We start from the raw sequence: 19547 nt of genomic DNA, 5'->3' as shown, positions 1-19547 counted from the left end.
TCAGATGAATGACGGCCGGCACGACGAAGAAGCGACGTTCGACATCGAACTGAAGCTGATTCTGGAAGCGATCTACCTGCGCTATCAGCACGACTTCCGGCATTACTCCGTGAGTTCGCTGAGGCGCAGACTCGCGCAGGCGGTGCACGATTTCGGTGTGCCGACGCTGTCGCATCTTCAGGAGCGCATTCTGCGCGACCCGGCTTTGTTCGCGCGGCTCTTTCAGTACCTCACGGTGCAGGTGAGCGAGATGTTCCGCGACCCGCAGTATTTTCGCGCGATCCGCGAGCAGGTCGTACCGATTCTGCAGACGTATCCGTCGATCAAGGTGTGGGTCGCGGGATGCAGCAGCGGCGAGGAGCTGTGGTCGCTCGCGGTGCTGTTCGCGGAGGAGAAGATCGCGGACCGCACGGTGTTCTACGCGACCGACATCAACGCCGAAGCATTGCGTCAGGCGGAAAGCGGCATTTATCCGCTGGAGCGCATGGCGGGCTTCAGCCAGAACTATCTGGCGGCGGGCGGCAAGCGTTCGCTCTCGGACTATTATCACGCGGCCTACGGCGCGGCGAAGTTCTCGCAGACGCTCAAGTCGCGTGTCGTGTTCGCGGATCATAGTCTCGCGACGGACAGCGTGTTTCTCGAAGCGCATCTGGTGTCGTGCCGCAATGTGCTGATCTATTTCGATCGCGCACTGCAGGATCGCGCGCTCGGCCTCTTCAGCGATTCGCTCGTGCGGCGCGGGTTTCTCGGTCTCGGCAGCAAGGAGAGCCTGCGCTTTTCCACGTACGCAGACCGTTTCGCGGACTTCAATCCGCGCGAGCGGCTTTATCAGAAGGTGTGACGATGATCGACGCGAACCGCATCGGGGCAGTCGTGATCGGCGCATCGGCGGGCGGCGTCGAGGCGCTCAATCAGTTGCTGCCCGCGTTGCCGAAGGCGTTCGCGCCGCCGGTGCTCGTCGTGGTGCATGTGCGTCAGGGGCAGCCGAGCCTCCTGCCCGGATTGTTCGCGACGCGCTGCGAGATGGCCATCGTGGAGCCTTTCGACAAGGACGAAATCGCGCCGGGCACCGTGTACTTCGCGCCGCCGGGCTATCACATGCTCGTCGAGGCGGAGGGCGGCGCAGCGCCGGCGATCGCGCTGTCGGTCGATCCGCCCGTGCGCTTTTCGCGGCCATCGGTGGACGTGCTGTTCGAATCGGCGGCGCATGCGTATGGCGAGCGGCTGCTCGGCATCGTGCTCTCCGGCGCGAACGACGACGGTGCGCGCGGCGCACGCGCGATCCGCGATGCGGGCGGCGCATGCTGGGCGCAGGACCCGGCGACGGCGAGCGCGCCCGCGATGCCGCTCGCGGCCATCGCGCAAGGCGCGGTGAACGAAGTGCTCACGCTGGATCACATGGCGATGCGGCTCACGCAGTGCATCGGCTACAGGCAATGAAGGAAGCAAGGCAAGGAGTCACCAGATGACGCAACCCATCCACGTGCTGATCGTCGACGACATCCGCAACAACATCACCGCGCTCGAAGCGTCGCTCGCGCGGCCGGATCTGTCGGTGCTGAAAGCCGAATCGGGACCGGCCGCGCTCGAGCTTCTGCTCAAGCACGAAGTCGCGCTCGCCATTCTCGACGTCAACATGCCCGGCATGGACGGGTTCGAACTCGCCGAGCTGATGCGCGGCAGCCCGCGCACCGCGCACGTGCCGATCATCTTTCTTACGGCGACGGCGCAGGACGCGAGCCGCACTTTCCGCGGCTATGAAGCGGGCGCGGTGGACTTTCTCTACAAGCCCTTCGATTCGCGCATCCTCAATTCGAAGGTCGATGTGTTCATCCAGATGGAGCGCCAGAAGCAGCAGCTCGCGACGCAACTCGCGACCGTGCAGCAACTGCTCGATGCGAACGAGATGCTGATGGCCGTGCTCGGCCACGATCTGCGCACGCCGCTCTCGGCGGTGATCGCGTCGGCGGAATATCTCGCGCGCTTCGTGCCGGACGAGAACGTCGCGAATATCGGCACGCGCATCAAGTCGAGCGGCATGCGCATGGTGCGCATGGTCGATCAGTTGCTGAACCTCGCGCGTCTGCGCGGCGGACGCGTGACCTTGCAGCCGCGCGCGGTGGAGCTGATGACGCTCGCGAAGAATATCGTCGACGAATACGAGGCGCGGGTCGGCGAAGGGCGCATTTTCGTGCTGCGCCAGGGCGATACGCTTTTGCAGGGCGACGGCGATCTGCTCTCGCAGGTGTTCTCGAATCTCATCGGCAACGCGCTGCAACACGGTCTCGAAGGCTCGGCGATTCAGGTGCGCCTCGACGGCAACGCCGACGACGTGATCATCACCGTGCAGAATGCGGGTGAAATTCCCGCCGACGTCCTGCCTACGATCTTCGCGCCGTATCGCTCGGGCCGGCGCCAGCATGAATCGAGCGGTCTCGGGCTCGGGCTCTACATCACGCGCGAGATCGCGCAGATGCACGGCGGCGATGTCAAGGCGCACTCCACCGCCGAATCCGGCACGGTGTTCGTGGTGACGCTGCCGCGCGTGCCGCATCCGCGTTCGGGCGAGCGCGCGGACATGGCGCAGCCTTTCCGTCTGAGTTGAAGAGCGTGGCTACAATGCGGCGTATCGACATCTGAAAGGAGTGAGCACGATGCCAGGCCCGGATCTGGATACGAGAATCGAAACCTATTACGTGCGGGTGCGCGGCGTCGTGCAGGGCGTCGGCTTCAGGCATTACACGGTCAGAAAGGCGCATGCGCTCGGCGTGCGCGGCTGGGTCGCCAATCTCGACGACGGCTCCGTCGAAGCGATCGTGCAGGGCGCGGCCAATCAGGTCGACCTGATGCTCGAATGGCTGCGACGCGGGCCGCCGCATGCCCGCGTCACCGATTTCCACAGCGAAGAGCGCCACGTCGAAAAACGTTACGAGCGCTTCGAGCAGCACTAACTCATTTCGCGACCAGCAGGCTCTCCGCGAACTGCCATTGCTCGTCGCGCCACTGATGCGTGCATTCGAAGCCCGCATCGGCGGCGATCGGCGCGACTTCATCGGCCGCATATTTGTGGCTGCTTTCCGTCCAGATCGTCTCGCCTTCGCGGAACTCGACGTGCAGGTCCGCGCCGCGCACGCGCACGGACAGCGCACGCTTCGCGCGCAGATGCATTTCGATGCTGCGCGCATCCGGGTTGAAGCGCGCGACGTGCTCGAAGGCATCGAGCGGGAAGTCGCCGGAGAGTTCGCGATTGATTCGCGCGAGCATGTTCAGATTGAACGCGGCCGTGACGCCGATCGGATCGTCGTACGCGGCGACGAGCACCGGCAGCGGCTTGATGAGATCGGTGCCGAGCAAGAGCGCGTCGCCGGGCTGGAGCATGCCGCGGATCGAGCGCAGAAACTTCGTCGCCGCGAGCCGCGCGAAGTTGCCGATGGTGCTGCCGAGAAACAGCACGAGCAGTCTTTCGCCATCCTTGCGCTTCGCGCTGACTTCGGACAATCCCGCGAGGTAATCGCGCTCGTGCCCGACGATCGACACGCGCTCGATATCGCTCAACTCGCGCCGGCACAACTGCAAGGCGGTGCGAGAAATTTCAATCGGATGGTAAGCGGTGGGCTGCTTTTTACACAGCGCCTCCAGAATGAGGCGCGTCTTGCGGCCGCTGCCGCTGCCGAGTTCGGCGACCTGGATGTCGCCCGGCATGGCCGCGACGATGTCCGCCGCGTGAGCCTTCAGCACGCGTTCTTCGGCGCGCGTCACGCCGTATTCGGGCAGCGCGGTGATCACTTCGAAGAGGGCCGAGCCGACTTCGTCATACAGATACATCGAAGGCAGTTCTTTTTGCGGACGCTTGCTGAGTCCTACGTACACGGCCTCTGCGAAGGCGTTGGAAAAGCGGGGCGACAGGGCAGGTTGAGTCATGACGTCTCCATCGATGCGGCGTTTTCTTCGCGTGCCATCGTCGAACATGACGGCACGGCGCGTGTTGCTGCGGATGCAATGACGTGAGCGGCGGATGTTCGTACGCGGCGCCGCCCGGACTTCGGGACCGGACCGGCACATGCCGGACCGACAAGGGTCGCCGATCATCGTGACCGGCTAAAGACAACCGCAAGTGACAGCGATCAGGCAGCGGAGTTCATGCGGAAATGCGAAGCATGAAGGAAGCAAAAAGCGGGCACGTCCGGGAATTTCGATTGAAGCGGGTTCTGAAAATTGCGCGCGTGCACCGTTAGAATGCGCGTTCAAGTTTCGTTCGGCTTGCAGTCACCTTCAGCGCGTAGCGCCTCTTTCGATGAATCAGCATGACCTGGGGCGCGGCATCGCGCTGTCCGTAGCCGCTTCCGCGCTCTTCGCGCTTATGTCCGGCTATACGAAATGGCTCGCGCCGCTCGACGGGCTCGACATCTTCGCGTGGCGAATCGTGTGGACATTGCCGGGCGCGCTCGCGCTCGTTGCGCTGCGCAAGCGCTGGCCGCAATTATGCGCGCTCGTCGCGAGGCTCGCCAAAACGCCGCAACTGCTGCTGGCGTTCGCTATTGCCGCCGCGCTGCTCGGCGTGCAGTTGTGGATCTTTCTCTGGGCGCCGTTGCACGGGCGCGCGCTCGAAGTATCGCTCGGCTATTTTCTTCTGCCCCTCGCGATGGTGCTGCTCGGCCGCTTTCACTACGGCGAGCGTCTCGACGGCTTCCAGTGGGCGGGCGTCGCCGCGGCGGCCGTGGGCGTCGCGCATGAACTGGTCATCACCCATGCGTTCGCGTGGCCGACGCTCGTCGTGATGCTCGGCTATCCGCCTTACTTCGTGTTGCGCCGCCGGCTCAATGCCGATCCGCTCGTGTCGTTCGCCGTCGAAATCATGCTGATCGCGCCCGTCGCCGCGATCATGCTGATCGTGCGGGGTTCGTTCGCGGATGTCGCGGGCGAGCCGCGTCTCGGGCTGCTGCTTCTGCCTGGACTCGGGGCGTTGAGCACGATCGCGCTCGCGTCGTACCTGCGCGCGAGCCGTCATCTGCCGATCGCGCTCTTCGGCATTCTCGGCTATGTGGAACCGGTGCTGCTCGTCGGCGTCGCTGTCCTGTTGCTCGGCGAGCCGTTTTCGGCGCGGCAACTCGGTACTTACGTGCCGATCTGGATCGCCGTCGTGCTGACCGGCGTGCACAGCGCGCGTCTGCTGATGCGCGAGCGGTCGCACAAGCGGACATTGCCGATGAGCGAGCACCACGCGAGCGTCGAGCATGAAACCGTCGCGGAGGAAATCGAGCGCGTGGACTGATCAACGCGCGGCGCGCGTTTCGATGGCATCGTGCAGATCGCGCATGAGGCCGAGGCCGAACATCAGCTCGACGAGTATGAAGAGCGGCCCGATCAACAAGCCGACGATATCGTCGACGAAAGCCGGCTTGCGATGTTCATAGCGCACATGCCCGACGAACTGAAACGCCCAGCCGATCACGAACATGCCGATGCCGATCGCGAGCCAGCTCCAGGTACTCTGTGACGCGGCCCACTGCCCGAATACCGCGCTCAACGCGGACACGATACCCATGCCGATGCCGAGCGGCACATCGAGCCAGAGATAGTAGAGCGTGGCGAGCGCGAACAGCACCCACGCAGGCGTGAGCAGAAACGCGCCCGACAATACGGGCCATGCGGGACGGCTCAGCAACGCGGCGATCGCGAGCACGATGAGCGGAATGCCGATGAAGTGCGTGGCAATGTTGCGCCTGTCGCGATGATATTCGGCGTATTGCGACAACTGATCGGTCAGTGTGCGCATGGAGGGCGTCTCCGTTCGTGTTCTTTTAATTCACGAATGATAAGCCGCTCGTCGATATCGGCAAGTAGAGCATTTCCTTTAGTCGCACGCAAAAAGTTGGATCAAAGGAAATGCAAAAAGGCGAGCCCGAAGGCTCGCCTGAATCGAACGCACTGGCTTGTTTATGTGCAATGCCCAGTGCGCGATGCGATGACGCTGGCCTCCCTTACTTCTTCGCCGCGTCCACCTTCGCATCGGCGGCCGTCTTGTTAGCGTCGCTTTGCGCCTCGACTTTTTCCTTATCGGCCTTCGCTTGCGCCACATTGGCATCCTTCGCTGCGTCCTGCTTCTTCTTGTCGGCCTTGGTTTGCGCAGCGTGCTTCTTCTTGTTGGCTTTCGCCTGTGCCTTGGTGGCATCACCGCGGGCGTCGGAAGCCTGTTCCGGCGTGGTCGCCTGCGCTACCTTCGCGGCTTCCTTGTTGGCGTCGGCTTGCGCCGATGCCTTGTCCTCGTTCGCCGATGCCTGCGCCTTCGCGGCATCGTGCTGTGCGTCGGCCTTCTTCTTGTTGGCGGTCGCCTGAGCCTCGGCTTTTTCGTTGTTGGCCTTCAATTGCGCTTTGCCGGCATCGGTTGCGGCGGTCTGCGCGAATACGGTGGTGACGAGCATGGCGGATGCGAGAGCAGCGACGATCTTCTTCATGGTTTGAAACTCCCTTTGATCTTTTCTTTGAGGACACGTGGCGCGCAGTGCGCCGCGTTGACGATGAAAACGCCGCGTCCATGGATCCAGTTGACGTCGTTCTGGTGACAAACGGTAACCAGTGGCTAGCAAATGAAACCGCGTGCGGTAAAAGCGGCTGCATCGTTTCTGGATGTCGAAGCGCGTTACCGACCGCGTCGCGAAAGCTGTTACCGATTGGCGAATTCAATTCCATTTGTAACGGCTCTTATGGAAGTTCGGCATCCGAATCGAATTCTTCCAAGGCGACTTTCCGAAGCGCTATTTGTAATCGTTGAAATGCACGGTTACCAACTGCTGCAGTTATTTCTTAGCTGTCTGCTTAAGATGATCTCCATAAACCCGGCCAAACGGGAAATGGAGAAGCTCATGAAACGCGCAGCACTTGTCTTGTTGATGATCGGTAGTTTGACTGTGGCAGGCCAGGCGTCGGCGCACGGACACGGCGGCGGTCATCGTGGCGGCGGCGGGGATGGCGGTGCGATTGTCGGTGCGCTGATCGGCGGTGCGGTGCTCGGCGCGCTGGTGACGTCGGTGGCGAGTGCGCAGCCCACGTATGCGCAGCCCGTCTATCAGCAACCCGCGTACGCGCAGCCGGTCTATGCACAACCGGCGCAGCCGCCCGGCTACTGCTACGACAACTACCGTGGCGCGTATGTGCCCTGCGGTTATTGATCAAGTGTCGGGCGCGGCACGTCCCTTGCGCTAATGCGAACACGGTCGTTGCATCCAATGCGCAGCGACCGATACGCAAATCAGGGAGACTTGCAATGAATGCGACTACGAAGAAGTTGGTTATTTCCGCGCTGATGTTGGGCTTGTCCGGCGGTGTCTATGCGCAAGCGGGCGGTGGTGGCGGCGCGGCAGGCGGCTCGGCGGGCGCAGGCGGCAATGGTTCGGCGGGTGCAGGCTCGGCGGCGGGCGGCAAGGGCGGTGGCGTCGGCATGGGCGGCGCTGGCGTCGGCGGTTCGGCGGATGGTTCGACCGGCACCGGCGTGAAGAGCGGCATGGGCAACGATGCGACCAACGGCATGAGCCAGGATCAGGGCACCGTGAAGCGCAGCGCGCCGAATAACGGCAACATGAATTCCGGCGGCATGAAGTCGGACGGCACCGGCAACCAGAAGGCGTATTGAATATAAAACGATGTCAGCGCGCTTGCGGGTGCGATCGCCGTGGCGTCATCGAGACGCGGAACCGGCATCCGCCTGGCGGAGGCGCGCGTAGCTTGACGAGATTTACTGTCCGCTCGCCGATGCTGCATCCGCGGATGCAGCGGGTTCGAACGTTTTGACGCGCAAGCTGACCTTTTCGGCGTAGGCGCGTGATCCGCCATAGTTCTTCAGCGCGGCATCGACATCGCCTTGCGCTGACTTCACATAGCCGTGCAGGATTGCCGAGCCGGTTTCGATGTTGTCTTCCGGGTCCGTCAGGTCCACGTTGCGCACGAGTTTCTTGTGCGCCGACGGCACCACCTGCATGAGGCCCGTCGCATTGTTCGGCCCCTTGGCCGTTTCCTTGAAGCGCGATTCGATCGAAATGATGGCGAGCAGGAGCGCCGGCGGAAGCGAATATTTCGACGCCGACGACATGACCGCCGCCGCGATGGTCTGCGCCTTCTCCCGCGCCACGCCGAATTTCCTCGTGAGCATTTCCGAAATCTTGTGACTCGCCTGCTCGGTCTTCGGGTCCGCCTGAGCGACGGACTGCGCGGCCGCGTCGCTTGCTGCGACCGGGCTTTCCTGCGCGAGCGCAGGCTGCGCTGCGCTCAGCGCTACGGTCAGGGCGGCAAAGATAGGAAGGAAACGGCGCATCGGACTCACGGATCAAAGCGGAACCGCATTATAGCCAGATAAAAAATCCTTGTGGATCATGCACTTGTATTAAATATGATGTTTCACCCCGCGAATCGGAATGAATTACGTGCGTTCCGCGCGCTTCGCCGAGGGCGCCGAAATGCCTTCGCCCGCGTCATTCGAGAGCCGCGCGAACATCGGCAACGAGGCCAGCACGACGAGCGCCGTGACGATGAATCCGCATGCGAGTTGCCAGCGCTCCGTGTGCGCGCTGCCGGAAACGAGCATCGTCGCCTGGATCGTGCCGGCCGCGACCGTCACGCCGATCGCCTTCATCAACTGCTGCGCGGTGCCCTGGAACGAGGTGGCGGCAGCGAGGCGCGCCTTGGGCACGTCGGCGAAGGCGAGCGCGCCCATCGTCGCGAAACTGAGCGAACGGCCGAGTCCGCCGAGCAGAAGCAGCAGGAAGATCGCGACGGCGGGCCAGGCTTGCGACATCGTCGAGCAGACGAGCAGCACCGCCGCGAACACGACGCTGCCCGTGCACAAAACGGTTCGGACCGAAAAACGCCGCAGCGCGAGCGCCGTCATCGGACGCATGCAGAATGAGCCGAGCGCGCTCGCGAACGTGACGAGACCGCTCGCGGTCGCGCTGTAGCCGAAGCCGGTCTGCAACGTCAGCGGAACGAGAAAGGGCAACGCGCCCGCACCGGCGCGAAACAGGCTGCCCGCGACCGTCGCCGCATGGAAGGTCGGAATCGACAGTAGCGAGAAGTCGATGGCGGGATTCGGCATGCGGCGGCAATGCAGCACCGTCACGCGAAACAGGAGCAGCCCGACCGCGACGCAGATCCACGGCACGCCGACGGGCAGCACGCCGCGCCCCGCGCTCTCGATGCCGATCATGAACAGACTGAGCGATGCGCCCGACAGCAGCATGCCGCGCAGATCGGGCGACGTCCGATCCTCGGGCGGCGACGGCGGCAGCAGCTTCCAGGTAAGCCACAGTCCGACGATGCCAACCGGTACGTTGACCCAGAAGATGCTGCGCCACGAGAGCGCGTCGGTGAGAAAGCCGCCGAGCGGCGGCCCGAGCAAGGGACCGACGAGCGCGGGCATCGTGAGCCACGTCGTCGCCAGCAGGAGTTCTTCGCGCTTGACGCCGCGAAACAGGATCAGGCGGCCGACGGGCACCATCATCGCGCCGCCGAGACCCTGGACGACGCGCGCGGCCAGCAGTTGCGGCAGATTCATCGCGGCGGCGCACGCGACGGACGCCAGCGTGAAAGTTGCAATCGCCCACATGAACACGCGGCGCGCGCCGAAGCGGTCGGCGATCCAGCCGCTCGCGGGAATGAACACGGTCAGCGCGACGAGATACGCGGTGATCGCGCTGGAGAGATGGACGGGGTCGACCTGGAGATCGCGGGCCATCGTCGGGATGGCGGTCGCGACGATCGTGCCGTCCATGTTCTGCATGAAAAGCGCGCTTGCGACGACGGCGGCGGTGATGCGAAAGTTGCCGCCTTTCACGATGCGTCGCTCGCTCGCGCGCCAAATGGGAAGGTTTGCATGGCGCACAGTCTAGCGCGATCCGCAAACGGGCGTGCCCGCTGGCTCGGCGGCTAACCGAGCGCGATGCTCGCGGCCATATCCATGAAATGCGGCAGCCCGGGCGTCACGCGATGCGCGTCCTTCGCTTCGTCGTCCCAGCGGCGCAACGCGATGGCGTCGTGCGCGTAGGGCTTTGCCAGAAACGCTTGCGCGGTTTCATCGTCGAACACGCCGCCTTGCAGTTGCAGGCTGCGCACCGAATCCGCCGACAGCCGCGCGTGATACGACGCATCGATCGCGCACAGGCAGCGCTTCGCATCGACGTGCAGGCGAATCGGTTCGAGCACGGCGTCGGAAAAGAGCGGGCGCAGGAAGGGCAGCGCGTAGTACTGGTGCAGATCGTCGATGCCGCGCTCGCTCGGCGTCTCGCCCTGCAGATTCAGCAGGTGCCCGAGGTCGTGCAGCAATGCCGCGACGATCAGCTCGGGGCTCGCGCCCGCCGCTTCGGCCAGCGCGGCGCTCTGCAACGCGTGCTGCAACTGCGTGACCGGCTCGCCGCTATAGGCGATCGAGCCGTGCTTGTCGAAGAGATGCCGGATGTCGTCGAGTGTAAGCGCCATCGTAAGGAAAGGGTCGAGCGGGTATGCTGAAGCGGGACAACACGAAATCGTCGCAGGAATTTATGACGCGACGATGGCCACGCGCAGAATCGATTCGACCATGCCTTTCTACTTCAGCCGACGCCCCGAACTCGCCGGACTCGATCGCGCCGCACGCCGCGACGTGCGCCGCCTCGCGTGGCAATTCGCTCAGCGCCACTGGACGCTGCATGCGCCGGCGTTCGTGTGGATCGTCTTCGTGCTGCTGCATACGCGCTATCACGTCGTGCCCGAGCGGCGCGATTATCTGCTGATCACGCTCGCGATCTTCGTGCTGGCGGTGGTCAATATCCGGTTTCACATCTCCCGCTATTTGAAGCCTGCACGCGCGATGTACGACGTGCTCGGCGGCAGGATCAGAGTCCGCTAGCCGCTCGTGTTGCAATGCCGCATCTGACGAAAGGACCCCGTTTTTAGCGTGTTACGATGATCGGCGATCCGTGTCCTCAGAAGGCAAGATGGCAACGCTATATCAGACGCTCGGCGTGGACGAGCACGCCACCGAAGAAGAAATCAAGCGCGCGTATCGCAAGGCCGCGATGCGTTGCCACCCCGACCGTAACGTGGGCAACGAAGACACTGCCCGCGCGAAATTCCTGGAGATCAAGGAAGCCTACGGAATTCTGTCCGACCCCGCGCAGCGCGAGGTGTACGACCGCATCTATGCCGACGAAATGCGTCGCTGGGAAGAACGCGTGCGTCAGGAAGAAGTTGAGCGCGAGGCACGTGAGGCGAAGGAGCGCGAGGCACGCGAGGCGCTCTATGCGGAGCGCGTATCGCTAGCAATGCGCTTTGCATCGCAAGGCTATAACCGCGATGTCGTGTTCGGCGTGCTGCTCGGTGCGCAGTGCGAGGAACCCGTGGCGCGCCAGATCGCGGACAGCGCAATTGCGCTGCATGAATCGCGACAAGCCAGGGGAGAAATCAAGGAACGAGAGGAAGAATCTGCAACGAACAGGAAGGAAGAGAAGGAGCCTGCCAGCGCCGATGCTGCGAATCCGCTCGGCGCGATGTGGTTTCAGTTCCTCAACAACCTTCGTTTCTGATCGCGCGCGGCGGGAGATCAGGCCGCGAGCCTTTCACCGCGCATATTGCTTTGCTTCGGCGCCGGCGGATAGACGCACCAGTGACCGTCATCGTGACGGAAGAAGAACAGCGCTCTCGCCGCCGCGCCGTGCAACGCTTCGACGCACACATAACGACGCCTGTCGGCACGCGTGCGGCTGAACTGTCTCACATGCACCGGCATGCTGCCCGGAGCGAGCCATTTTTCGACCTGGTAACGAAGGGACCGCTCATTCGCGTTTTTCATTTCAGTCTCCTGCGGCATTCATAGATGGGTTAACGGCCGAACCTGCCGATGTTTAAAGCCCGAATCCATGAAAACCCTGCCGCAACGCATCACGTTCTTCATAAAGCACTTGAACTCTACGCCTTGAATTCAGAGCAGTGCCCGTTTTTGCGAAATAGCAACAGCGAACTTTCACGCGCCTTCCGCCATGCCCCGTTCATGAAAAACGCGTAACGCCGTGAACTCATCGTCGTGCAACGCGATGCCGGGGTATGTGCGCGATCGGTCATATGAAATGGCCGATGCGTACGCTACCCGTCACTCGCTTTGAAGCGAATGTCGTGCCTGTGCGTGTGCGTGTTTATCAGAACGGACGCGCGAAGCTCAGTTCGTGGCCGTCGGGATCGGTGAGATGGAAGTAGCGCTCATTCCAGGGCGCATCGCGCGGCGCGAATTGCGGCTCGATGCCGTGCGCCAGCGCTTTCCGGTAGAACGCGTCCACGTCGGACACGTAGATGATCACGCGGCCCCAGAACTGAATCGGGCCGTGCGTTTCGCTGGTGAGATTGAGAAACGAACCGCCGAGCGCGAACGAAGTGAAGGCGTCGTTGGCGCCGCCATGCAGGATGCGAAAGCCGAGCGCTTCATAGAAGCGCACCGCGCGCGGCATGTCGTGCGTCGCGAGCGTGATCGCGCTCAGGCTTTCGACGTGCGCGTCGTCGTCCGGCGATGCCATGCTTTCGTTCGTCATCCCGGATGATGCTGATGCGACACGAGCGGCAACACCGAAAGATCGGGATGCGTGCCATCGACGATGCTCTTGCCGATATGCCGCGCATCGTCGACGGCATCCTGTGCGCTCTTGTAGGCGTCTTCGCCGTCGGCGTGGAAATGCACCGCTTCGCCGGGTATGTCCGCATTCGCGCCGGGCCGACACACATGTCCGATGTACACGTAACGATCCGCCTTGCCCGCCGCCGCGTGTTCGGGTGTCGGCTTCAATTGCGGCTGCACGTGAATCTCGAAACCTTCGTAGTCGAAAACGTGCCACTGAGCGGGATCGTCAGGCATGATCGCCTCCTTGGTGTAGTGTTCGCTCGCGTCGATCAACGTTACTCCAGTTGGCGCGATGAATCCACCGCGAAGGTCATTCACGTCAGATGAAAAGCGTGCTCACATAGATTTGACAGCGTCTTCGCGCGCAGCGGATACTTTTCGGCGCGCTATGCGTTCGCGCGTATACGTCTGCCGTTTTCCCGCATCGGGAGGCGCCGTGAAGCCAGCTACGACACATCGCACGGTTCTCGCGCGCGCCATGCCGCGCGCAGCCGCGCTCGTCGGCGACGTCACCGCCGGCACCGTGTCCACGCTCATGATGCTGTGCTACGCGATGAGCCTCGGCACGCTCATCTTCAGCGCCGATCTCGCGCGCTATGCCGAACTCGGCGTCCCGACCGCGCTCGTGAGCTGCATCGTCACCGCGTTCGTCATCGCGCTGACGAGTTCGATGCGCATAAACATCGGCGGCCCGGACAGCAATGCGACCGCGTTTCTGGTCGGCGTCGCGGCGGGCGTCGCGAGCAGCGTGCGCGCGAACGGCGGGTCGCCTACGGAAATTCTGCTGACGGTGCTCGTCGCCATCGCGCTGTGCTCGCTCGTGACGGGGCTGATTCTCTTCGCGATCGGTTCATCCCGACGCAGCCGCTCGCTGCAATTCCTGCCTTATCCCGTGATGGGCGGCTTTCTCGCGGGCACGGGCTATCTGCTGATCGCGGGCGCGTTTCGCGTGCTGACGGGCGTCGCGCTCGACTGGCACGCGCTGCCGCGGCTCCTGCAACTGCACTGGCTCGCGTGGGCGCCCGCGCTCTTCGTCGGCGCACTCGCCACGATCCTCGCCCGTACCTGGCGGCACGCGGCGGCATTGCCGATCACGCTCGCCATCGGCATCGCGCTCTTCTATGTGCTGCTGAGCATCGCCGGCATCTCGCCCGACGAGGCGCGCGACATGGGTCTCCTGCTCCAGCATGTGCCGACGCACGCGCTGCACATTCCCGAGCTGCATTTGCCGTCGTCGCTTGCGCGCGGCGAGATCGACTGGCATGCGATCGTCGCGCATCTGCCCGAGACGCTCATCGTCACGTCGGTGTCGGCGGTCACGATCATCATGAACTCGACCGCGATGGGCGCGGCCACCGGGCAGGACATCGACCTGAACCGCGAGATGCGCGCCGCGGGCCTCGCGAATATCGCGAGCGGTCTGCTCGGCGGGATGGTCGGCTATCAGTCGTACAACCGCTCGATGCTCAATGCGCGCGCCGGCGCGACGAGCCGCGCGGCGGGCGTGTTCGCCGCGCTCGCGTGCCTCTTCGTGCTGATCGCGTCGCCCGATCTCGTCTCGCTCTTTCCCGTGCCGGTGCTCGTCGGCATGCAGATCTACATGGGCCTGCGGCTCATGATGGACTGGCTCGTCGGCGCGTATCGCAAGCTCACGTGGCACGAATATCTGCTCGTGCCGCTGATTCTCGCGGTGATCGCGTTCTATGGCGTGATCGCGGGCGTCGTCGCGGGCGTGGTCGCGGCGTGCGTGACGTTCGCGCTGCTCTACGGACGCGCCGGCTGCGTGCGCATGGAGTTCGACGGCCGCACGCGCACCTCGAATGTCGAGCGCAGTATCGAGGAAACGCGCTTTCTGATCGATCGCGGCGATGAAATCTGCGGCGTCTGTCTGCAGGGTTTTCTCTTCTTCGGCTCGGCGAACTCGATGCTGCAACGCGTGCGCGAACGCATTCGCTCGCATGGGCCGCGTCCGGTAAGGCATGTCGTGCTCGATTTCGGCTGGACCAACGGCATGGACGCCTCCGTGTCGCTCGCGTTCGTGAAGCTGCGTCAGGCGTGCGCGGCGATCGGCGCGGATCTCGTGCTGACCGCGCTGCCGCACAACTCGCGCGCGCTGCTCAAGCGCACCGGCGCGCTCTCGCTCGGCATCCGCGAGTTCGACACCCTCGATGCGGGCCTCGAATGGATCGAAGCGCAGCAGCTCGCCAAGCTGACGCACGCGCTCGAACCGCGCGTCCCGGCGGGCGATTTTCGGGCGATGCTCGCGCCGCACTTCACGGCGCGCGCGCTGCAAGGGCTGGCCGATTTGCTCGACGTGTGGGATATCGGCGCGGGCGAGGCGCTCTTTCGGCGCGGCGATGCGGGCGATGCGCTCTATATCGTCGAGGAAGGGCGCGTGACGGTGTCGCTGCCGCTCGCGGACGGCCGCTCGGTGAGGCTGCGCTCGTTCGGGCCGGGGACGATCATCGGCGAAATGGCGGTGTACACGAACGCGCCGCGCAGCGCGGATGTCTTCGCCGACGAGCCCGCGCGCCTGCGCCGTCTCACGCTCGCCGCCTTGCGCAAGCTCGAACTCGACGATCCGCTGACCGCGCAGGAATGGCATCGCTTCGTCGTGAAGATGATGGCTTCGCGGCTTGCTGTCGCGGATGAAGCATTGCGCGCGGCCTCTTGATCGTTGCTTCATCGACCGGTATGTTGAAGGGCACATCGACGAGGCCACGATCATGATCCCCACGTTTCGCGCGATGCTCGCGATCACGCTTGCCTTCTTCATGAGCGGCGCGCTCGCGCAGCAGGCGCCGCAGTCGATCGCGATGCTCGATTGCACGCTCATCGACGACAACGCCGCCTACAACGACGCCGAGATCGATCGCATTCAGACCGAGCGACTCGCGGTCGTGAGCGGCGCGTTGCGCGATGATCTGCGCCAACGCGCGCTCTTTCGCGTCGCCGACAATGCGCGGGCGAGCGATCTGATCGCGTCGCTGAAAAGCACGCAGGACATGAACGCGTGCAACGGCTGCGAACGGCGTGTGGCGAAAGAACTGGGCGCGTCGCGCGTCGGCGTGTGCTGGGTGCAGAAGATCAGCAACCTCATTCTCAACATGAACCTTCGGGTCGAAGACGCGGACAGCGGCGCGATGCTCTTTCAGCGCTCCGTCGACATACGCGGCAACACCGATCTCTCCTGGAAGCGCGGGGCGAAAGCGCTCGTCGATCTCCTTGCGAGCGATCCGTCCGCGACGCGCTGAATCCCGCAATGCGGCTTCCCCCGCCGAATTCGGGAATTTCTCCCGGCCGATGCCGTTGCCACGGCAGCGCCGATTAAGCTAAGTTGGATTTGCAGGCATGCGCGCCGTGCGATGCGCCGCGCGCGTGCGCCCGTGAACTCGAACAAGCCTAACGAAACCGCTGGAGACGACCATGCAAGTCAGATTCAAGGCGGCGCGCATCGCCTGCGCGTCGGTGCTCGCGCCATCGCTCGCACTCGCCGCGAGCCTCGCGCAGGCCGCCGCGCCGACCGCCTACGTGACGACCGAGAACGCCGGAGTCGGCGTGATCGATCTCGACAGCCTCTCGCTCTCGAAAACCTGGGATGTCGGCAAGGACGGCCCGCGCGGCCTTTCGCTGAACAAGGATGGCACGCGTCTGTACGTGGCGAACAAGGCGACGAGCGACCTGTCCGAGATCGATACATCGACGGGCAAGGTCGTGCAGCGCGTGAAGATCGGCAAGAACCCGGAGTTCGTGCGCGTGTTCGGCGGCTATGCGTATGTGACTTACGAGCCGGGCGAAAGCGGCGGCCCGCCGAAGCCGGGCGAACCTGAAAAGGATGACGACGCCAACTCGCCGCCCGCCGAAATCGCCATCGTCGATCTGAAGACGATGAAGGTCACGCATTCGGTCAAGAGCGGGCACGAGACCGAGGGCGTCGAGTTCTCGCCCGATGGCAAGCTGATGCTCGTGACCAACGAGGGCGACGACACGGTGTCGGTGTATCGCGTCGGCACCGGCAAGCCGGTGCGCACGGTGAAGCTCGACAAGGGCTCGCGCCCGCGCGGCATCAAGGCGTCGCCGGACGGCAAGCAATATGTCGTCACGCTCGAGAACGCGAACAAGTTCGTCGTGCTCGACGGCAAAAGCCTTAAGACCGTGAAGACCGTCGATACGAAGACGGGCCCGTATGGCGTCTCGTTCGATCCGTCGGGCAAACGGCTCCTGGTTGCGGCATCGCGCGACAAGACCTTGCAGGTGTTCGACGGCGCGACCTACGAGCACGTGCAGGACGTGCCGGTCGGTCAGCGCTGCTGGCACTTCAGCTTCACGCCGGACGGCTCGAAGCTGCTGCTTGCGTGCGGGCGCTCGAACGCGGTCTACGTGCTCGACGGCTCGGATTACAAGGAGGTCAAGCAGATCGGGGATCTGCCGCTCGCGTGGGGCATCGTCACGTATCCGCCGAGCGCGGGGTCGATCGTCGGGCGTTGAGCGGATGCGTGGTTCACATCGGGGAAATGGCCGCGCGTGCGGCCATTTCGTTTTCACTTCCACGCGTAACGCATTCCCACCCACACGCCGCGCGGCGCGCCCACGCCGAGGAACTGCTCGTTCACCGTCGCTCCGTTATTGAACGTGTGATTGGGTCCGTCGAAGAAGTTCTGCCCGAGAATCGCGAAGTTCGCGTAGCGCTTGTTCAACAGGTTCTTCACCGTCGCATAGACCTGGAGTTGCTTGGTCACGTTGTAGGTCGTGTCGAGGTCGATCAGGAAATAACCCGCGACGCTGCCATTCACATCCTGATTGTTCTCGTCGCCACGCGCGAAGATGTTGCTGCGATACGTGAGATTCGCGCCGATGTTCCAGCGCGCGAACGGGTTGTAGTCCACCCGCATCTTCACCGTGTTCGCCGGAATGCCCGGGATGCGGTCGCCCGAATGCACGGTGATGTTGCCGTTGTCGTCCGCGCTCGAATTGCTCGCGCTGCTCTCGGTCCACGTCGAGCGATAGGTCGCGTTCACATAGCTATAGCTCGCCGCGACGCCGACCGGTCCCCACTGCGTGCGGCCCGCGAGTTCGAAGCCTTGCCGACGCGTCTTGCCGACGTTCTGAAAATACCCGAGCGTGCTCGCCGCGCCCTGGCTGCTGACGAACTGGATATCGTCGGTCAGCGTCGTGCTGTAGGCCGCGGCGCTCCACTGCGTATGGCTGCCGATACGCCCGCGCGCGCCGATTTCGAACGTCTTCGAGATCACGGGCTTCAGGTCCGGGTCCGCGATGAAGTCGTTGGGCAGCGAGCAGGGCGCGGCCGGGTCCGCGCACGCGAGCTCGATGGCGGTCGGCGAGCGCATGCCTTCGTTGTACGTCGCATAGGCGGTGAAGTACGGCGTCGGATTCCAGTTGAACCCGACAGCCGGATTGAAGCGCGAGAACGTGTGATTCCCGTCGAGCAGCGGCTGCACGCCGCTTTCATCGCCGATGGTCGCCTTCGCCCAGTTGTAGCGGCCGGCGAGCGTCATCGACCATTGCTCGTTGAAGGAGAACGTGTTCTCGAAGTAGATGCCCAGATTCGAGTTGTGCGTCTTCGCGTCCGTGGTCGGCACGAAGGGGCCGGTGCCGATGGTCGCGCGGTTCTCTTCGAACGTGGCCGGCTGCTCGGCCTGGCTGAAGTGCGAATTCGCGAAGTCGCCCGCCGCGCCGATGATCAATTGATTGTCATGGCCTAGCAGATTGTTGAGCAGCGTGAGTTGCAGGCTCGCGCCGTAGCTGTCCGTCACGATCACCGACTGATCGTTGAAGGCTTGCGTGAGTTCGTCGGCATCGTCGCCGTCCGGATCGAAATCGTCGTTGACGTTCGAACTCACGTTCTTGTTGCGATAGTGCCGGTAGTACACGTTGCCGCTCAACTGCACGTTCGGCGTGAAGTAATGCTCCGCGTTGATCGTCAGATAGCCGACCTGGTTTTCGTTCGTGTCGGGGAACGTATAGGCCTGACGGAAATTGTCCATGAACGAGCGCGGGATCGTCTGCGAGCCGTTCAGCGTGTTGTCCGCGCCGCCCATCGACACGGAGATGGTCGTATCGGCATCGGTGTAGCGGATCTTGCCGAACGCCTGGCGGATGCGGCTCGAATTGTGATCGGCCCAGCCGTTGTCGTTCGTGATGTTCGCGGTGAAGTAGTAATCCAGATGATCGCCGATCACGCCACCTTGCTCGATTTGCGCGTACTTGCGCCCAAACGAGCCGAAGCCTACGTCCACGTTGCCGCCCGGATTGCTGCGGCCGTTCTTGGTCGTCACGGCGACCGCCCCGCCGAGCGTGTTCAGGCCGAAAGTCGGATTCGAGCCGGGGATGATCTGCATCGTCTGGATCGCGGCCTGCGGAATCAGATCCCAGTTGACGACATCGCCGAAGGGCTCGTTGATGCGCACGCCGTCCATGAACACCGACAAACCCTGCGGCGTGCCGAGCAGCGGCGAGGCGGTGAAGCCGCGATAGTTGATGTCGGTCTGCCACGGATTGCCCTGAGCGTCGTTCGTATGGACGCTGACGACGTTCTTCTCCAGGTAATTGCCGATCGTGGGCGAATGCTGCGCCTCGATCTCCGAGCCCTTGATGGTCTGCACGTTCGCCGGCACTTTTTCGAGCGGCGTGCCGACGCCGACGAGCGGCGTGGTCCCGACGACGATGATCGATGGCAGCTCCGTGTTAGGCGGCGTTTGCGCCTGCGTTGCCGAAGCTGCCGGCGGTGTTTCCGCCGCATCGGTCGAAGGCGGCGTTTGCGCCCACGCGGCCACCGTGATGCTCGCGAACGCGCCGCCGAAAACGAGCCGCATCCCTGCTCGGGGTTTGAACGGATGCGCGGGCGCGGGCAGGCGCGGCATGCTTCTCATCGTCGTCTCCTCTTATATTTCGATCC

General features: G+C 63.7%; 22 protein-coding genes. 12 read left to right on the top strand and 10 right to left on the bottom strand.

The genetic code is table 11. The annotated features are described in order from the left end of the window. The first annotated feature begins 4 nt into the window (after positions 1-4). From IAG25_RS13790 to IAG25_RS13775, 4 genes are read left to right on the top strand one after another with little or no spacing between them, the layout of a single operon-like run. Positions 5-841 (top strand): CheR family methyltransferase, encoded by an 837-nt coding sequence (locus tag IAG25_RS13790; protein ID WP_187605349.1) that lies wholly within the window; start codon positions 5-7, stop codon positions 839-841. Between the two features lie 2 nt (positions 842-843). Beyond that, entirely contained in the window at positions 844-1440 is a 597-nt protein-coding gene (locus tag IAG25_RS13785; protein WP_187605348.1) for a chemotaxis protein CheB, read from the top strand. A gap of 25 nt (positions 1441-1465) precedes the next feature. Continuing rightward, positions 1466-2605 (top strand): hybrid sensor histidine kinase/response regulator, encoded by a 1140-nt coding sequence (locus IAG25_RS13780; protein ID WP_187605347.1) that lies wholly within the window; start codon positions 1466-1468, stop codon positions 2603-2605. 49 nt (positions 2606-2654) lie between these two features. After that, positions 2655-2951, top strand: a complete 297-nt coding sequence (locus IAG25_RS13775; protein ID WP_061175015.1) for an acylphosphatase — start codon at positions 2655-2657, stop codon at positions 2949-2951. A gap of 1 nt (position 2952) precedes the next feature. Here IAG25_RS13775 and egtD read toward each other — a convergent pair whose 3' ends face one another. After that, positions 2953-3921 carry an L-histidine N(alpha)-methyltransferase gene (gene egtD / locus IAG25_RS13770; protein WP_187605346.1) on the bottom strand — a complete coding sequence of 323 codons (969 nt, stop codon included), beginning with the start codon at positions 3919-3921 and terminating at the stop codon, positions 2953-2955. A gap of 373 nt (positions 3922-4294) precedes the next feature. On the opposite strand from egtD, the gene rarD reads away from it, so the two are divergent. Continuing rightward, on the top strand, positions 4295-5272 hold the full coding sequence (gene rarD, locus IAG25_RS13765) for an EamA family transporter RarD (RefSeq protein ID WP_187605345.1): 978 nt from the start codon (positions 4295-4297) through the stop codon (positions 5270-5272). On the opposite strand, the gene IAG25_RS13760 is transcribed toward rarD, so the two are convergent. After that, a complete protein-coding gene (locus IAG25_RS13760; RefSeq protein ID WP_187605344.1) occupies positions 5273-5776 on the bottom strand; it encodes an Mpo1 family 2-hydroxy fatty acid dioxygenase in 504 nt (167 codons plus the stop codon). Between the two features lie 205 nt (positions 5777-5981). Further along, positions 5982-6455 carry a hypothetical protein gene (locus IAG25_RS13755; RefSeq protein WP_035506862.1) on the bottom strand — a complete coding sequence of 158 codons (474 nt, stop codon included), beginning with the start codon at positions 6453-6455 and terminating at the stop codon, positions 5982-5984. A gap of 408 nt (positions 6456-6863) precedes the next feature. Between IAG25_RS13755 and IAG25_RS13750 the strand changes: the two genes are divergently transcribed. Together IAG25_RS13750 and IAG25_RS13745 are read left to right on the top strand one after the other, a co-directional pair. Next, positions 6864-7169, top strand: coding sequence for a hypothetical protein (locus IAG25_RS13750; protein WP_035506984.1), 306 nt, complete (start codon positions 6864-6866; stop codon positions 7167-7169). 95 nt (positions 7170-7264) lie between these two features. Then, entirely contained in the window at positions 7265-7630 is a 366-nt protein-coding gene (locus IAG25_RS13745; protein WP_187605343.1) for a hypothetical protein, read from the top strand. Positions 7631-7732: 102 nt separating this feature from the next. On the opposite strand, the gene IAG25_RS13740 is transcribed toward IAG25_RS13745, so the two are convergent. The 3 genes from IAG25_RS13740 to IAG25_RS13730 all read right to left on the bottom strand — a co-directional run bounded on the left by IAG25_RS13740 (position 7733) and on the right by IAG25_RS13730 (position 10464). Beyond that, positions 7733-8308: a transglycosylase SLT domain-containing protein gene (locus IAG25_RS13740; protein ID WP_187605342.1), complete on the bottom strand. Its 576-nt coding sequence runs from the start codon at positions 8306-8308 to the stop codon at positions 7733-7735. A gap of 105 nt (positions 8309-8413) precedes the next feature. Further along, positions 8414-9823, bottom strand: a complete 1410-nt coding sequence (locus tag IAG25_RS13735; RefSeq protein WP_187605341.1) for a DHA2 family efflux MFS transporter permease subunit — start codon at positions 9821-9823, stop codon at positions 8414-8416. A 92-nt stretch (positions 9824-9915) separates the two neighbouring features. After that, entirely contained in the window at positions 9916-10464 is a 549-nt protein-coding gene (locus IAG25_RS13730; RefSeq protein WP_187605340.1) for a phosphonate degradation HD-domain oxygenase, read from the bottom strand. Positions 10465-10537: 73 nt separating this feature from the next. Between IAG25_RS13730 and IAG25_RS13725 the strand changes: the two genes are divergently transcribed. After that, positions 10538-10873: a hypothetical protein gene (locus IAG25_RS13725; protein ID WP_255503683.1), complete on the top strand. Its 336-nt coding sequence runs from the start codon at positions 10538-10540 to the stop codon at positions 10871-10873. Between the two features lie 88 nt (positions 10874-10961). After that, complete coding sequence (locus tag IAG25_RS13720; RefSeq protein WP_187605338.1) at positions 10962-11549, top strand: J domain-containing protein; 588 nt, start codon at positions 10962-10964, stop codon at positions 11547-11549. Positions 11550-11566: 17 nt separating this feature from the next. On the opposite strand, the gene IAG25_RS13715 is transcribed toward IAG25_RS13720, so the two are convergent. From IAG25_RS13715 to IAG25_RS13705, 3 genes are all read right to left on the bottom strand, one after another. Further along, entirely contained in the window at positions 11567-11815 is a 249-nt protein-coding gene (locus IAG25_RS13715; RefSeq protein ID WP_187605337.1) for a hypothetical protein, read from the bottom strand. 343 nt (positions 11816-12158) lie between these two features. Further along, positions 12159-12530 carry a VOC family protein gene (locus IAG25_RS13710; protein ID WP_255503681.1) on the bottom strand — a complete coding sequence of 124 codons (372 nt, stop codon included), beginning with the start codon at positions 12528-12530 and terminating at the stop codon, positions 12159-12161. 11 nt (positions 12531-12541) lie between these two features. After that, positions 12542-12865, bottom strand: a complete 324-nt coding sequence (locus IAG25_RS13705) for a hypothetical protein (protein WP_187605335.1) — start codon at positions 12863-12865, stop codon at positions 12542-12544. A gap of 244 nt (positions 12866-13109) precedes the next feature. On the opposite strand from IAG25_RS13705, the gene IAG25_RS13700 reads away from it, so the two are divergent. The 3 genes from IAG25_RS13700 (at position 13110) to IAG25_RS13690 (ending at position 17119) form a co-directional block, all read left to right on the top strand. Then, positions 13110-15305: a SulP family inorganic anion transporter gene (locus IAG25_RS13700; RefSeq protein ID WP_187605618.1), complete on the top strand. Its 2196-nt coding sequence runs from the start codon at positions 13110-13112 to the stop codon at positions 15303-15305. A gap of 52 nt (positions 15306-15357) precedes the next feature. Further along, positions 15358-15885 (top strand): DUF3280 domain-containing protein, encoded by a 528-nt coding sequence (locus IAG25_RS13695; protein ID WP_187605334.1) that lies wholly within the window; start codon positions 15358-15360, stop codon positions 15883-15885. Between the two features lie 172 nt (positions 15886-16057). Beyond that, positions 16058-17119, top strand: a complete 1062-nt coding sequence (locus IAG25_RS13690) for a YVTN family beta-propeller repeat protein (RefSeq protein WP_187605333.1) — start codon at positions 16058-16060, stop codon at positions 17117-17119. A gap of 53 nt (positions 17120-17172) precedes the next feature. Here IAG25_RS13690 and IAG25_RS13685 read toward each other — a convergent pair whose 3' ends face one another. Next, positions 17173-19521, bottom strand: a complete 2349-nt coding sequence (locus IAG25_RS13685) for a TonB-dependent receptor (RefSeq protein WP_187605332.1) — start codon at positions 19519-19521, stop codon at positions 17173-17175. Between the last annotated feature and the right edge of the window lie 26 nt (positions 19522-19547).

Origin of the sequence: Caballeronia sp. EK (genome assembly GCF_014384845.1) — a bacterium.
Taxonomy (GTDB): Bacteria; Pseudomonadota; Gammaproteobacteria; order Burkholderiales; family Burkholderiaceae; genus Caballeronia; species Caballeronia jiangsuensis.
This window is presented reverse-complemented; position numbering and strand designations above follow the sequence as displayed.

What these genes read in the sequence shown, in the direction of transcription:
- IAG25_RS13790 (WP_187605349.1), top strand. Translation starts at nt 5, where the DNA reads ATGAATGACGGCCGGCACGACGAAGAAGCGACGTTCGACATCGAACTG.
- IAG25_RS13785 (WP_187605348.1), top strand. Translation starts at nt 844, where the DNA reads ATGATCGACGCGAACCGCATCGGGGCAGTCGTGATCGGCGCATCGGCG.
- IAG25_RS13780 (WP_187605347.1), top strand. Translation starts at nt 1,466, where the DNA reads ATGACGCAACCCATCCACGTGCTGATCGTCGACGACATCCGCAACAAC.
- IAG25_RS13775 (WP_061175015.1), top strand. Translation starts at nt 2,655, where the DNA reads ATGCCAGGCCCGGATCTGGATACGAGAATCGAAACCTATTACGTGCGG.
- egtD (WP_187605346.1), bottom strand. Translation starts at nt 3,921, where the DNA reads ATGACTCAACCTGCCCTGTCGCCCCGCTTTTCCAACGCCTTCGCAGAG.
- rarD (WP_187605345.1), top strand. Translation starts at nt 4,295, where the DNA reads ATGAATCAGCATGACCTGGGGCGCGGCATCGCGCTGTCCGTAGCCGCT.
- IAG25_RS13760 (WP_187605344.1), bottom strand. Translation starts at nt 5,776, where the DNA reads ATGCGCACACTGACCGATCAGTTGTCGCAATACGCCGAATATCATCGC.
- IAG25_RS13755 (WP_035506862.1), bottom strand. Translation starts at nt 6,455, where the DNA reads ATGAAGAAGATCGTCGCTGCTCTCGCATCCGCCATGCTCGTCACCACC.
- IAG25_RS13750 (WP_035506984.1), top strand. Translation starts at nt 6,864, where the DNA reads ATGAAACGCGCAGCACTTGTCTTGTTGATGATCGGTAGTTTGACTGTG.
- IAG25_RS13745 (WP_187605343.1), top strand. Translation starts at nt 7,265, where the DNA reads ATGAATGCGACTACGAAGAAGTTGGTTATTTCCGCGCTGATGTTGGGC.
- IAG25_RS13740 (WP_187605342.1), bottom strand. Translation starts at nt 8,308, where the DNA reads ATGCGCCGTTTCCTTCCTATCTTTGCCGCCCTGACCGTAGCGCTGAGC.
- IAG25_RS13730 (WP_187605340.1), bottom strand. Translation starts at nt 10,464, where the DNA reads ATGGCGCTTACACTCGACGACATCCGGCATCTCTTCGACAAGCACGGC.
- IAG25_RS13725 (WP_255503683.1), top strand. Translation starts at nt 10,538, where the DNA reads ATGGCCACGCGCAGAATCGATTCGACCATGCCTTTCTACTTCAGCCGA.
- IAG25_RS13720 (WP_187605338.1), top strand. Translation starts at nt 10,962, where the DNA reads ATGGCAACGCTATATCAGACGCTCGGCGTGGACGAGCACGCCACCGAA.
- IAG25_RS13715 (WP_187605337.1), bottom strand. Translation starts at nt 11,815, where the DNA reads ATGAAAAACGCGAATGAGCGGTCCCTTCGTTACCAGGTCGAAAAATGG.
- IAG25_RS13710 (WP_255503681.1), bottom strand. Translation starts at nt 12,530, where the DNA reads ATGGCATCGCCGGACGACGACGCGCACGTCGAAAGCCTGAGCGCGATC.
- IAG25_RS13705 (WP_187605335.1), bottom strand. Translation starts at nt 12,865, where the DNA reads ATGCCTGACGATCCCGCTCAGTGGCACGTTTTCGACTACGAAGGTTTC.
- IAG25_RS13700 (WP_187605618.1), top strand. Translation starts at nt 13,110, where the DNA reads ATGCCGCGCGCAGCCGCGCTCGTCGGCGACGTCACCGCCGGCACCGTG.
- IAG25_RS13695 (WP_187605334.1), top strand. Translation starts at nt 15,358, where the DNA reads ATGATCCCCACGTTTCGCGCGATGCTCGCGATCACGCTTGCCTTCTTC.
- IAG25_RS13690 (WP_187605333.1), top strand. Translation starts at nt 16,058, where the DNA reads ATGCAAGTCAGATTCAAGGCGGCGCGCATCGCCTGCGCGTCGGTGCTC.
- IAG25_RS13685 (WP_187605332.1), bottom strand. Translation starts at nt 19,521, where the DNA reads ATGAGAAGCATGCCGCGCCTGCCCGCGCCCGCGCATCCGTTCAAACCC.